This is a genomic window from Rhizobium giardinii bv. giardinii H152 (assembly GCF_000379605.1).
In the GTDB taxonomy this organism is placed as follows: Bacteria; Pseudomonadota; Alphaproteobacteria; order Rhizobiales; family Rhizobiaceae; genus Pararhizobium; species Pararhizobium giardinii.
In genome coordinates this window covers 120,909-134,368 of sequence record NZ_KB902602.1, presented here as the reverse complement: position 1 = coordinate 134,368, position 13,460 = coordinate 120,909, and the positions used below count along the sequence as shown (strand labels likewise).

Annotated in this window: 12 protein-coding genes; 9 read left to right on the top strand and 3 right to left on the bottom strand. The window is 62.8% G+C overall.

Annotated features, from left to right (window positions below):
* Window positions 1–40: 40 nt before the first annotated feature.
* On the top strand, window positions 41–724 hold the full coding sequence (locus A3AY_RS0109540; protein WP_018325452.1) for a GntR family transcriptional regulator: 684 nt from the start codon (window positions 41–43) through the stop codon (window positions 722–724).
* A 3-nt stretch (window positions 725–727) separates the two neighbouring features.
* On the opposite strand, the gene A3AY_RS0109535 is transcribed toward A3AY_RS0109540, so the two are convergent.
* Window positions 728–2,260, bottom strand: coding sequence for an aldehyde dehydrogenase (locus A3AY_RS0109535; RefSeq protein WP_018325451.1), 1,533 nt, complete (start codon window positions 2,258–2,260; stop codon window positions 728–730).
* A gap of 70 nt (window positions 2,261–2,330) precedes the next feature.
* Between A3AY_RS0109535 and A3AY_RS0109530 the strand changes: the two genes are divergently transcribed.
* From A3AY_RS0109530 to A3AY_RS0109510, 5 genes are all read left to right on the top strand, one after another.
* Window positions 2,331–3,194 carry a transketolase gene (locus A3AY_RS0109530; RefSeq protein ID WP_112864675.1) on the top strand — a complete coding sequence of 288 codons (864 nt, stop codon included), beginning with the start codon at window positions 2,331–2,333 and terminating at the stop codon, window positions 3,192–3,194.
* Between the two features lies 1 nt (window position 3,195).
* A complete protein-coding gene (locus tag A3AY_RS0109525; protein WP_018325449.1) occupies window positions 3,196–4,185 on the top strand; it encodes a transketolase family protein in 990 nt (329 codons plus the stop codon).
* A 95-nt stretch (window positions 4,186–4,280) separates the two neighbouring features.
* The gene (locus tag A3AY_RS0109520; protein ID WP_018325448.1) at window positions 4,281–5,522 is read left to right on the top strand and encodes a sugar ABC transporter substrate-binding protein; all 1,242 of its coding nucleotides are present in this window, start codon (window positions 4,281–4,283) and stop codon (window positions 5,520–5,522) included.
* Between the two features lie 63 nt (window positions 5,523–5,585).
* Complete coding sequence (locus A3AY_RS0109515; RefSeq protein WP_018325447.1) at window positions 5,586–7,079, top strand: sugar ABC transporter ATP-binding protein; 1,494 nt, start codon at window positions 5,586–5,588, stop codon at window positions 7,077–7,079.
* A complete protein-coding gene (locus A3AY_RS0109510; RefSeq protein ID WP_018325446.1) occupies window positions 7,069–8,067 on the top strand; it encodes an ABC transporter permease in 999 nt (332 codons plus the stop codon). The genes A3AY_RS0109515 and A3AY_RS0109510 overlap by 11 nt, the downstream gene beginning before the upstream one ends.
* A 51-nt stretch (window positions 8,068–8,118) precedes the next feature.
* Here A3AY_RS0109510 and A3AY_RS0109505 read toward each other — a convergent pair whose 3' ends face one another.
* Window positions 8,119–8,901, bottom strand: coding sequence for a shikimate dehydrogenase family protein (locus tag A3AY_RS0109505; RefSeq protein ID WP_018325445.1), 783 nt, complete (start codon window positions 8,899–8,901; stop codon window positions 8,119–8,121).
* A gap of 87 nt (window positions 8,902–8,988) precedes the next feature.
* Here A3AY_RS0109505 and A3AY_RS0109500 point away from each other — a divergent pair, with 87 nt between their 5' ends.
* The 3 genes from A3AY_RS0109500 to A3AY_RS0109490 are packed head-to-tail and all read left to right on the top strand — an operon-like array spanning window position 8,989 to window position 11,823.
* A complete protein-coding gene (locus A3AY_RS0109500; RefSeq protein ID WP_051108331.1) occupies window positions 8,989–10,113 on the top strand; it encodes a glycerol dehydrogenase in 1,125 nt (374 codons plus the stop codon).
* Window positions 10,114–10,126: 13 nt separating this feature from the next.
* Window positions 10,127–10,837 (top strand): SDR family NAD(P)-dependent oxidoreductase, encoded by a 711-nt coding sequence (locus tag A3AY_RS0109495; protein ID WP_018325443.1) that lies wholly within the window; start codon window positions 10,127–10,129, stop codon window positions 10,835–10,837.
* 11 nt (window positions 10,838–10,848) lie between these two features.
* Window positions 10,849–11,823: a zinc-binding dehydrogenase gene (locus tag A3AY_RS0109490; protein WP_018325442.1), complete on the top strand. Its 975-nt coding sequence runs from the start codon at window positions 10,849–10,851 to the stop codon at window positions 11,821–11,823.
* 216 nt (window positions 11,824–12,039) lie between these two features.
* Here A3AY_RS0109490 and A3AY_RS0109480 read toward each other — a convergent pair whose 3' ends face one another.
* The gene (locus A3AY_RS0109480) at window positions 12,040–13,173 is read right to left on the bottom strand and encodes an aminotransferase (protein WP_018325440.1); all 1,134 of its coding nucleotides are present in this window, start codon (window positions 13,171–13,173) and stop codon (window positions 12,040–12,042) included.
* Between the last annotated feature and the right edge of the window lie 287 nt (window positions 13,174–13,460).

Genomic DNA, 13,460 nt, shown 5'->3' with positions numbered 1-13,460 from the left:
GCTTGAGCGCCGGATTCGCGGAAACGTCACAGGTCGTCGGATGAGCCAGCTACCGAAAATCAACAAGGGAAATCTCTCCGAGCAGGTCTACGGCACCATTCGCGCATCCCTGATGGACGGGCGATACGAGCCCGGCGAGCGGTTGACGATCGCAAGCCTTGCCGATCAGCTCGGTGTTTCCATCACGCCTGTCCGCGAGGCGATCTTCCGTCTCGTCACCGAGCGAGCGCTGGAAATGCGGGCTGCGACCTCAATTCAGGTCCGCAGCCTCACACCTTCCGAACTGCGGGAGATCCAGGTGATCCGCCACCATCTCGAGGGCGAAGCGGCGGCACAGGCGGCCGTGAAGATATCATCCAAGGGTCTGGCCGTGCTCGAAGCCTTGCAGGCCGATTTCACCAATGCCGCGGCAAGCGATCCACTGGAAGCCTCTCGCATCAACCGCGAATTCCACTTCAAGCTCGCTGAGGCGGCGGAAATGCCGATGCTCTATTCGACCATCGAAGGTATGTGGGCGCAGATGGGACCCCTTATCCACCTCTATCACCTCCATACCCCTCCCCGCGTCCTCGTCAGCGGCAAGCATGGGCACTACGACGTGTTGCGCGCGCTCGCCGCCCGCGACCCGGATGCCGCCCGGCGCGCCATCCAGGCCGATATCGGCGTGGGCGTCGTCATGGTCGACTGGCTGGAAGCGAAGGGGGCGGCCGAAGCCGCCCCGTAACGATCAAAGCTCGATCCACGTCGTCTTGAGTTCCGTGTATTTGTCCAACGCATGCAACGACTTGTCACGCCCGTTGCCGGATTGTTTGAACCCGCCGAAAGGAACGGTCGCGTCGCCGTGATCGTAGCAGTTCACCCAGACAGTGCCGGCCCGGAGCTTGCGCGCGATCTTGTGGGCGCGTGACAGGTCGCGCGTCCAGACCGCGGCGGCAAGGCCGTAGGACGTGTCGTTCGCGACGCGCACGGCCTCCTCGTCGTCCTCCACCGTGATGGTGGAAAGGACAGGACCAAAAATCTCCTCGCGCGCGATGGTCATGTCATTGCTGACATCGGCGAAGATGGTCGGGTTGAGGTAGTAGCCGTCCGGTGTATCGTCCGGCCGGTCGCCACCCAGAACAAGCCGCGCGCCTTCCGCCTTGCCCTTGGCGATATAGCCTTCGACACGATCGCGATGACTGCTTTCCACCAGCGCGCCGAGCTTCGTCGCAGGATCGAGCGGATCACCGGGGCGGATCGACCTCGCGGTTTCGACCACGATGTCGAGGAACTGCTCCTGGATGCGTTTGGAGAGAATCAGTCGTGACGGGGCCACGCAAACTTCCCCCTGGTTGAAGCAGATCGCGGTGGCCGCCCGCTCGGCCGCGACCCGGAGCTCCGGCACGTCGTCGAGAATGATGTTCGGCGATTTGCCACCGCATTCGAGGAAAACCCGCTTCATGTTCGACTGGCCGGCATATTGCAGGAACAGTTTTCCCACTTCGCCGGACCCGGTGAAGGCGAGGCAATCGACGTCAATATGCAGGCCGAGCGCCTTGCCAGCCGTCGGGCCGAAGCCGGGCACGACGTTGAAGACACCGTCCGGAATGCCCGCTTCGGACGCAAGCGCGGCCAGCCGGATCGCCGTCAGCGGCGATTGCTCCGCCGGCTTCAGAACGACTGAATTTCCCATGGCGAGCGCCGGTGCGAACTTCCATGTCGCCATCAGCATCGGGAAATTCCACGGCACGACCGCACCGACAACGCCGATCGGCTCGCGCGTGATCATGGCGAGCTGGCCAGGACCGGTGGGCGCAATCTCGTCATAGAGCTTGTCGGGGCACTCGGCATACCATTGCAGCGTATCGAGCACGACGTTCACATCGATGTTGCGGCTCTCGGAAACAGGCTTGCCCATGTCGAGCGTTTCAAGCACGGCAAGCTCGTCCATGTGCTTTTCGAACAGTGCGGCGAAGCGCTGGAGCACTTTCTTGCGCTCCTTTGGCGACCGTTCGCGCCAGACGCCCGCCTCGAAGGCGCGCCGCCCGGCCTTCACCGCCCGATCGATATCTTCGGCATCGCCGGCGGCGACGCGCGCGATCGCCTTGCCGTCGCGTGGCGAGATGTCGTCGAACGTCTCCCCCGATGCCGCATCGACGAAACGGCCATCGATGAAGGCCTGCCCCCTGATGGCAAGCCGGCTCCGGATGGCAGTCACATCCGACTGTGTCAGTGCAAGATTCACGTCGTCTCCTCCATTTTTGTTCGTGACATATATCATATATCATGTTAGATCGCCTCATCGCAAGCACTTGTTGCCGGTCGATCGGCACACGACGGGAGGAGAACGCGTGACAACGCCAGTGAGAAACGATTTACGACCCACGAACTCCGAAATCGCGCGCCTGCGGGACCGCGCGCAGTTCGTGCGGCTCGAAACCATCCGGCTCATCGAGATCGCGAAGGTGGGCCACTACACCTCGGTCTTTTCGGCCGCCGAGATCTTTGCCGCGCTCTACTATGACGTCATGTCGCTTTCGGCGGACCCGAAATGGCCCGACCGCGACCGCTTCCTGATGGGCAAGGGCCATGCCGCCGTCGGCTTGTTCCCGATCCTTGCCGAACACGGCTACATCCCGACGGAGGTGCTGAACGGCTATACCCGCCTCGGCAATCCGCTGGGCGACCATCCGGACATGCGCAAGGTTCCGGGCGTCGACTTCTCGTCCGGATCGATAGGTCACGCGTTGTCGAACGGCCTCGGCATGGCGCTCGGCGGACGCATGCAGGGCCGTGACTTCACCACCTTTGTCATGCTCGGCGACGGCGAAATGCAGGAAGGCCAGGTCTGGGAGGCAGCCATCGGCGCCGCCCACCACAAGCTCAATCGCCTCGTCGCGATCATCGACCGCAACGGCTACCAGCTCGACGGCGCTGTGGACGATGTCATGGGCATCGAACCGCTCGACGAGAAATGGCGGGCTTTCGGCTGGGAGGTGCACGTCGTCGACGGCCATGACATCGCCGAGCTGACCGCGCTGCTGCGCCGCGTCAAGGCCGACGCGTCCCGCGAAAGACCCTGCTGCATCATCGCGCGCACGCTGAAGGGCAAAGGTGTCTCCTACATGGAAACCGAGCCCGGCTGGCATCTCGGCTATCTCGACCCCTCCGACGCGGAGGCCGCCCGTCAAGAAATTCTTTCCAAGGTGATCTGAGATGACCCACCCCAATCTGCGGCCGAACTCGCCGAATTCCTGGCACTACCGGGAACTGAACATGAAGAACCCCGGCCTCGACCACCTGTCGAACGGCCTGATCACGCTGACTGAGGCCGGCCATCCGATCGTCGCAGGCTCCGCCGACCTGCAATATTCGAACGGCCTCAACCGCTTCGCCGCCCGCTATCCGGACCGCTATGTCAGCTTCGGCATTTCCGAGCAGAACATGGTGTCGGCGGCGGCCGGTCTCGCCACCACAGGCATGATGCCTTACGTCGCGACCTTCGCTTCGTTTCTAGGTCTTTTGACCTGCGAACAGATCCGCATGGATGTCGCCTATTGCGCCCTGCCCGTGCGCCTGATCGGTCACCACACCGGCATTTCCATGGGCTTCTACGGCACCTCGCACCACGCGACGGAAGACATCGGCACGATGCGTTCGATCGCCGACCTGACGATCGTCTCGCCGTCCGATGGGCCTCAGCTCGAGGCGGCGATCCGCGCGTCGGTAGATCACGACCGGCCGATCTATTTCCGCACCGGTCGTGGGCGCGAACCGGATCTCTACGATCCGAAGGCCGATTTCGTCTTCGGCAAGGCGATCGAACATGCGCAAGGCGAGGAAGTGACGATCATCGCCTGTGGTTTGCCGGTGCATCCATCGGTGCAGGTCGCAAAGAAGCTCGCCGCGGAAGGCCGTAGCGTCGGCGTTATTGACATGCCGACGGTGAAGCCGATCGACCGCGAAGCGATCCTCGCCGCCGCCGCGCGCTCCAAGGTCATCCTGACGATCGAGGAGCACAATATTCTCGGAGGCCTCGGCTCCGCCGTTGCCGAAGTGCTGGCGGAGGAAGGCGGCCCGGCAAGGTTGGTTCGCCACGGCATCCGCGACGAATACGCGCTGATCGCCCCGCCGACGCACCTCTACGCCCATTATCGGCTCGACCAGGCCGGCATCGAATCCGTCGTCCGCGAAATCATCGGCTGACGCACTGAGATCACGCGCCGGGAGGGCGCGTGCATCCGGCTTCGCCCGTCCGGGCGGAGCCTTCATGACCACGCTTTAAAAGAGGGAGAGAGACCATGATGTTTCTGAAATCTGCATCGCTCATGCTGTGTACGGCCGCACTGGCCATCATGACCAGTTCAGCAAATGCCGCCGAAAAGCACGAAATCTACAAACTCCTGCCGAATTCGGCGCTTTCGGGCGTCATCGATCCGGAAATGGCCGACCGTTCGGGCATCGCCAAGGCGTTGCCGACTGCACCGCGCGACGCGAGCAAGAAGCTCGTCATTGGCTGGTCCGAAATCACGCTTGGCAATCCCTGGTTCGTCAGCGTCATTGACACGGCGAAGGCCAAGGCTGCCGAATATGGATACGAGCTCGACGTGCAGGTCGCCGATGGCGATCCGGCCAAGACGTCGGCACAGATTGATGCCTTCATCGCCAAGAAGGTGGATGTCATCGTGCTTGATCCGACCGACCTCGCGGCGGCCGCGGCGGACGCGCAGCGCGCGGTTGATGCTGGCATTCCGGTGATCGCGCTCGGCACCGTGCCGGACGACAGCCCCATCGTCACCACCGTGCTCTTCAACCCCTACGGCAACGGCTTCGAGGCGGGGCGCTTCGTCGCGCAGCATTATGGCGCCGACAAGCCGATCAAGGCGGCCGCGATCCTTGGCACCGTTGGCAACTCCACCTCGGAGAGCCGCGTCAACGGCATGATCACAGGCATCATTTACGAACGTGCCCAGCAGCTCGGCCTCAACCTTTCCAAGGAAGACGCCATGCTCGCCGGCTTCAACAAATTCCAGGAGCTGAAGACCGGCGGTGCGTTCGACTATCCGGAAGTGAAGTTCAGCGTCGTCTCGATGGGCGTTGGCTTCTGGACGGAGGAAGGCGGCCTCGATGCGGCGGAGGATATCCTGACTGCGCATTCCTCCAAGCTCGACATCATCCTTGCCGAGAACGACTTCATGGGCATGGGCGCGCTGCGCGCGCTCGAAAACCAGGGGCTCAAGGGCAAGATCCAAGTCGCGAATGCGGCGGACGGCTTTCGCACCGCGCTCGATCTCGTCAAGTCCGGCGACATGCTGGTGACCGGCCTTTGCTCCGGCTCGCATACCGGGGAAGGCGTCATCACCCTGATCAACCAGATCTTCGACAAGGGTTTCGATGCCAACAACCTGCCGCTCGGCTCCTACTACCCCTCGCGGGTCGTGACGAAAGAGAACGCCGACGAGTTCATCGATCCCGACACGGCGAACCCGTTCTTCCGCTACACGGTCCCGGCCTTCAAGACGATCGGCGACATCAGGAGCTGATCGCCACCACGAACTGAGGAGCGGCGGGCCTTGCGCGGTCCGCCGCAATGGAGGGAGGCAGAGATGAACCGCCTAGACATGCGGCAGATTTCCAAGGAATTCGGCGGCATCGCTGCGCTTAGCGGTGCCGAATTTTCAGCACGCGCAGGCGAAGTACACGCCCTCATGGGCGAAAACGGCGCCGGCAAATCGACCCTGATGAAGATCCTCGCCGGTGCCTATACCCATGATGGCGGCGAGATCCGCATCGGTGGCGAAGCCGTCAGCATAATGAACCCGCAGGATGCGATCCGCAACGGCGTGTCGATCATCTATCAGGAATTCTCGCTCGCCCGCGACCTCACGGTTGCCGAAAACATCCTGATCGAGACGCTCGGGCACGGCCTGTTCGTCGATCGGAAGGCGATGGATGCGCGCGCCGAGAAACTCCTCGCTCGGATGGGTTTCGACGACATCCAACCCGGCGAGATCGCCGGCGGGCTGACCATCGCGCGCCAGCAGGTGGTGGAAATCTGCAAGGCGCTGTCGCGCGACTGCTCGATCCTCGTGCTCGACGAGCCGACGGCGGTGCTCACCACCCACGAGACGGAAAAGCTCTTCGATCTCGTGCGGCGGCTGCGTGATCAGGGTGTCTGCATCATCTACATTTCGCACCGCCTAGACGAGATCTTTAGCCTCTGCGATCGCGTGACCGTCCTGAAGGACGGCGCGACAGTCGGAACGTGGGAGACGGCGGTGCTCGATCACAAGACGCTGGTCAACCTGATGATCGGTCGCGAACTGAAGGACTTCTTTCCAGAACGCCACGCCACTCCCGGCGCTGTGGCGCTCGAAGTCGACGGGCTTGCGGCAGGGGCACTCGTTTCTGACATCAGTTTCAACGTACGTCGCGGGGAGGTGCTGGGGATCGGCGGTCTCGTCGGCGCGGGACGAACCGAGGTGCTGCGCGCGATCTTCGGCGCGGATCCGATCGCCCGCGGTGAGATACGTATCGACGGAGAGACGCGCTCCATCCGCTCGCCCGGCGACGCGGTGCGTGCGGGGATCGGCCTTGTACCGGAGGATCGCAAGCAGCAGGGGTGCCTGCTTCATATGCCGATCCTCAACAATGCGATGCTGACGCCCGTCAATCCGCATCTCGGCTTTCTCGGCCTTATTCGCGATGCGCGCGAGCGCGGCGCGACGGAAGCCCTGCGCTCCCGCCTGAACCTGAAGGCCGCAAGCATCGACGCAGAGGCAGGGACGCTTTCAGGCGGCAACCAGCAGAAGGTCGCGATCATGAAATGGCTCGTGTCCGGCTGCGAGATCCTGCTTCTCGACGAGCCGACCCGCGGCGTCGACGTCGGCGCGAAAGTCGAACTCTACCGCGTCATCAACGAGTTGGCAGCCAATGGCGCTGCCATCGTCATGGTCTCCTCGGAGATGCTCGAGTTGATCGGCATGTGCGACCGGGTGATCGTCATGCGCGCTGGTCGCCTCGCCGGCGAACTCTCCGGGCCGCAGCTCACCGAAGAAGGCATCATCGAACTGGCAATGGGGCGCAAGCATGTCCACTAATCCGAAGGCACCAAGCCTCGTTTCCATCCTCGTCTCCTACAACACCTACATCATGCTGATTGCACTGGTGGTCATTTCCACGCTGCTGTCGGAACATTTCCTGACGCTGCAGAACCTCTTCAACCTGCTGAGACAATTGGCACCGCTCGCCCTCGTCTCCATCGGCATGCTGCTCGTCATCCTCACGGGCGGCATCGACCTTTCGGTCGGCTCCGTCGCGGCGATCGGCGGCATGGGCGTCGCCATGGCAATGCCAGCCCTGCCCTTCGACGGCGTCGCGGCGCTGACGATCTGCGTTTTCGGCGCGGTGCTCTTCGGCGCGCTGCTCGGCGCCATCAACGGCGCGCTCGTGGCAGGATTCGGCATGGCCTCCTTCGTCGCGACGCTCGCCATGATGACCATGGCCCGCGGCCTTGCCTACATGCTGTCGAACGGCCAGCCGGTGCGCTTTCCCCGCGACCTGCCGACCGCGCAGATCCTCACCGGCTTCGGCAGCAAGGGCCTGCCGGGCATCGGCCTGCCCTGGCCGGTTCTCGCCGTCGCGGTCGTTATCGTGCTCTTCGTCTTCCTGCTGCGCCGCACGAACTGGGGGAGGCTGACGGTCGCCACGGGCAGCAACGAGGACGCTGTCCGCCTCGCCGGCCTGCCCGTCTGGCGTTACAAGTTCCTCGCCTTCACGCTCTGCGGCGCCCTCTCGGCGCTCGCCGGCATCTTCGTGACGTCCCGCACCGCCGTCGGCACACCAGTCACCGGCATTGGCCTTGAGCTTGATGCGATCGCGGCCTGCGTCATTGGCGGCGCGCTGTTGTCGGGCGGCCGGGGTACCGTGACGAATACGATGATCGGCGTGCTGATCCTCGGCCTGATCGGTAATATCATGAACCTGATGAGCGTTCCGGCATATCCGCAGCAGATCATCAAGGGTGTCATCATCATTCTCGCGGTGCTGATGCAGGGCATCGGCGCCCGGGCGAAGCGACGCGTGTGATCCCCCCGCCCGCGCAACTGGTCCGCATCGCTTGGCGATGCGGACCTTCTTTCATTTCAGGAAATCAACGAGCAGGCGCACCTGCTGCTCAATCATATGGATCCCCTTGTGAACGACACATCCCCGCGCCTCTGCCTGCGCAAGAAGCGGCGTCACGTCCGGCTGCATCACCACCTCGGCAACAACCGTTCCCGCGTCGAGCCTGTCGATATCGACCGGCAGCGCATCGCCCGCATGCATGCCGAGGGCGGTACCATTGACGACGATATCGAAACAGCGCGGATCAGGCGCGCCGACCTCCACTTGGGCATCGCGGAAGATACCTTGCAACCGGCCCGCCAGCGCCTCGGCCTTTTCGGGCGAGCGGTTCGCGATCGTCAGGCTCGCCACACCCGCTCCGAGCAGCGCATGCGCGACGCCGCCCGCCGCGCCGCCTGCACCGACGAGCAGCACGCGCCGGCCCGCCGGATCGTGTCCCCGCTGCAAAAGACCGGCAACGAACCCTTCGCCGTCGAACATGCCGCCGGTGAGGCTGCCGTCCTTCTCCCGGCGCACGATGTTGCAGGTGCCGACAAGCTCGGCCGCCCCGGTAAGGCGGTCGCAAAGTGCCGCCACCGCGCCCTTGTGTGGAATGGTGATCACCATGCCAGCGACGTTTTCGATCGCCCGGAAGCTCTCGACGGTGTTCCGCAGCCTATCCGGCGCGACATCGAGCGGCACCATGACGATGTCCTCGCCCTGACGTTCACATTCTGCATTGAACAGCGGTGGTGTGCGCACATGGCGGCAGGGATGGGCGAGCAGAGGAACGAAGCGGGTGTAACCGGTAATCATGGGTGAAATCCTTAAAATGACAAAGAAGGTGCTTGCACGCCGAACTACATAATATATGATATATGAAATATCCATAGAGACATGAACATGAACTCCCCTTTGAATATTTTCGACGCCGAACTCAAGGTTTTCGGGGGTCCAGGCCGCTATGTGCAAGGGCCTGCGATCCTTCACCGCATCGGAGGCTTCGCGCGCCAGATCGGCCGAAGCGCGGTGCTGGTGGCCGACGCCTACATCCTGCCGCTCGTGGAACACACCATTCGTAGCTCCTGCCGGGAGCACGGCGTTTCCCTCGTTGTGCTCCCCTTCAAGGGGCGCCTGGGTCCGCTGACCGGCGGCGAGCTTGCTGCCATGCTCGGCGAGGAGACGCCTGTTATCGTCATGGCGGCGGGCGGCGGCCGGGCGATCGACGCGGGCAAGGCTTTGGCTGATACGCGCTCCCTGCGGCTGATCACAATTCCCACCGTCGCCTCGAACGATGCGCCGACCAGCAAGAACTATGTGCTCTACGACGAGCACGAGGTGCTTCTCGAGGTCCGGCATCTTGCCCGCAACCCGGATTTCGTGATCGCCGATACCGCAATTCTCGCGGGCGCGCCAAAATCGATGTTCGCCGCCGGGCTTGGCGATGCACTTTCCAAGAGGGCCGAAGCGCTTGCCTGCGCCTCTGGCAAGGGCGTCACCATGTTCAGGTCGCGTCCGACTCTGCTTGCAGGCACGATTGCTGCGGCATGCTACGACACGCTCATCGCGCACGGCAGGGCCGCCTATGACGCCGCCGGCACCGGGGAGGTGACCGAATCCTTTGAAGCCGCCGTCGAAGCCATGATCCTGATGGCCGGCCTCGGCTTTGAAAGCGGCGGCCTTTCCGTACCCCATGCGCTGACACGCGGCCTGTCGCTGCTGCCGGGCATCGCATCGCGGCCCCACGGCTTGCAGGTCGCCTATGGGCTGGTCGTCCACCACCGGCTGCTCGGTGAAGCCATGCCCACCGCGCTAGTCGAGCTCTACCACCATGCGGGGCTGCCGCTTTGTCTTTCGGACCTGACGGCCACCGAGATCGACCGATCGCAGCTGATCGACATGGCGCAAGCGTCGATCGCCGTGCCGCACATCCTCAATTTTCCAAGGCCGCTGACCGTCGATGATCTGGTGGACGCCATGCTCGCCATCGAGGCGGAGGCCATTGGGCGCCCTGCCGCAACCAACTGAGGAGGAATACAAAATGCCCAACAAGGACAGGGAAACGCCCCTTGCAGTCGTGACCGGAGGCGGCACCGGGATAGGCCGTGCCGTCGCGCAACTCCTGACCGAAAGCGGCTATGAGGTGGTTGCGCTGGGTCTGGATCGCGATGTCGATCTGCCCGTGGCCATCACCTTCCACACCGTCGATATTACTGAGACGGCGGCAAGTGTCGCGGCCCTGCCGGAGGGGCGGCCCGTTTCGGCGCTCGTCAACTGTGCAGGCATGCTTCGGCACCAGCAGGAGTGGGAGACCGACGCCTTCGAACAGGTCATGCGCGTCAACCTTACCGCCGGCTTCGCGCTCGCCAACGCCCTTGTCGACCGGCTCGAACAGGTCGGGGGCGCGGTCGTCAACGTCGCCTCCATGTGGGCCATCTTCGGTTCCCCCGGCGCGCCGGCCTATACCGCCAGCAAGGCGGCCGTAGCGGCCGTCACCCGCTCCCAGGCTGTCGCCTGGGCAAGCCGCGGGGTCCGCGTCAATTCCGTCGCACCGGGCTGGGTGGAAACACGCATTTCGGAAAGGGCCCGCACCGATGCCGAACGGGCCGAGCGCATCAACGCCCGCATTCCAATGGGGCGCTGGGCCAAACCCGCTGAAGTGGCGTCTGTCGTCCGCTTCCTTCTGTCGAACGACGCGGGCTACGTGACCGGCACCATGATCCCCATCGATGGCGGCTATTCGATCTGCTGAGGAGAAATGAGATGAAGGCCTGGATTCACGAACAGACCGGTGATCCGAATGTCCTGCAGCTTCGCGACCGGCCGAAACCGGAACCGGGCCGGGGCGAGCTTCTGATCCGTAACCGCGCGATCGGCCTCAACCCGGTGGACTGGAAGTTCATTCTCTGGGGTCACCATGCCTGGGAATGGCCGCACATACCCGGCGTCGATGGTGCGGGCGAAGTGGAAACACTTGGTGACGGCGTTGTCAACATCGCCCCAGGAGCGCGCGTCGCCTATCACAACGACCTGCTGAAACCGGGCTCCTTCGCCGAGTATACGGTGATTCCGGCGCGCGCCGCCATTCCCCTGCCGGACACCCTGCCCTTTACCGCTGCCGCCGCAATCCCCTGCCCCGGCCTGACGGCGCGGCAGGCAGTGGACAAGGTCGCGCTCTGGCCGGGCGCGCATGTTCTGGTCACGGGTGCCTCCGGCGCAGTCGGCGGCGCCTTGCTTCAGCTTGCGTGCGAACGGGGCTGGGTCATCCATGCCGTCGGTGCGGCCGCGCAAACGGAGCGCCTGCATCGCCTCGGCGCCGCAACGGTCACGGATTACCGCACGGAGGACTGGAAAGAGGGCTGGGCGCGGCGGGCGAAGAATCAGCCGCTGCACGCGGTCTTCGACATGGTCAGCGGCGCCCACGCGACCAGCCTTGCGCCGCTCCTGACCGCAAACGGCCATCTGGTCTGTATTCAGGATCGGCAGGAAACTGCGCCGCTTCCCGCCTTTTCAACAACGATCTCACTGCACGAAGTAGGCCTGAACGCGATGCACGCTCACGCCTGCGACCGCCAATGGGGCCGCCTCGTCGCTTCTGGGAACGAGATCGCGAAGAAGATCGCCTGCGGGAGCTTCGATCCTCAAGTCATCGAGATCGCAGAGTTCGGCGATCTGCCCAACGCGCTTATCCGTCTGAAGGACGGCCCCAACCCTGGTAACCGAGTTGTGGCATTATAGGGTTTTCGCCAATGACAAAATGCCACCTAAGAGGACCTCGGCAGCCGCGACCATACGCGAATACTGAGGCTGTTGATAGGATACGAACCGCTGCGCACCACCGCTGGCATCGAGCGATTCCCATGGCTGGTCGTCAGTGCTGGTGCCGATGCAAAGAGCCTCGCCGCCCGCTCCGGGAGGAGCGACCATGAACTCCTGGAGATGAATGGATGGGAGTCAGGCGGCCGAAGCGGCGCTTTCCTTGAGAAAATGCGAAATCCGTTTCAGGCCTTCACGAAGAATCTCTTCGCAGTTGGTGTAGCCAATGCGGAGATAACCTTCCATGTCCATCGCACTGCCGGGCGTGAGCATCACGCCCGTCTTTTCGAGGAGACGGATGCAGAATTCCTCCGATGAGATCGGCAGCTCGTACTTCAGAAGAGCTGTCGTGCCGGACTTCGGCTTGACCCAGGAGAGCAATGATTCGCCGTCAAGCCATTCGGAAACGATCGCCAAGTTCGTCCGGGTGATCTTGTGGCTGCGTTCGAGGATCTTGTCCTTGCTCTCCAGTGCGATCGACGCGAAATAGTCATCGAGCACTCCGACGGAAATCGTATTGTAGTCCCTGTGGATGGAAACCGCATGGATCAACTCGGCAGGTGCGACGATCCAACCGAGCCGAAGGCCTGCCAAGGAGAACGTCTTCGACATGCTGCCGGTGCTGATGCCTTTCTCGTAGAGGTCCGCGATCGAGACTGTCATACCTGTTTGGCTGTCCTGGTCGGTCCCGCGATACACCTCGTCGCAGAGAATCCAGGCGCCGCAACTGCGGGCGATTTCGACGATGTTCTCCAGAAACGCGCGGTTCATCAAGGAACCGGTCGGATTGTTGGGATTGTTGATCGCGATCAGTTTCGTTCCGGTGACCGCAAGATTTTTCAATTCCTCCAGATCAGGCAGGAAGCCGGTTTTCTCCGTCAGTTTGAGGATTTGGGTATCCGCGCCGACGCTTTCCGGAATGGAGTAGTGCTGCTGATATGTCGGAAGTACGGAGATCACCCGGTCGCCGGGTTCCACAAGCGTCTGATGGACGAGCGCGTTCGCACCGATTGCACCGTGGGTGGTGATGACGTTTTCGATCTGCTGTTTCTCGTACATGCCGGCGATGAGCGTACGCAGACGCACGCTCCCCTCGATTTCGCCATATGTCAGCTTGAGAGGACGGATTTCTTCGGCGATATCGTTCGTGCCCGCCATGTCCAGCAGTTCTGCGACGGTCAGGGATTCGACGCAGGTTTCGGCTAGATTGAGTTCGCACTTCGTCTCATATTTGTTCATCCAAATTTCAACGCCGAAATCACGAATTTTCATGTGGTTTTCCTCGGTGGTTTGGCTCAGGCACGCGGGGTGGCAAGGACTGCGGCGATGTCCTCGAGTCCTAATCCAATGGACAGGAAGAAGGAGGGTCGTTCCCGGCTCGACGCTGGTTCGTCGAAACGATCGGTTCCATCATTGAGTACCTCGCCGTTACATGCAGGGCAGAATCGAGACGAAGGGGACCAGCGGCGTGTCCGTGAGACGCGGCGGAATTCGCTATTGAACAGTCTGCCCGTTAGGAGTAGATGGATCATATGTGCAATATAATGCACAGTCAACCG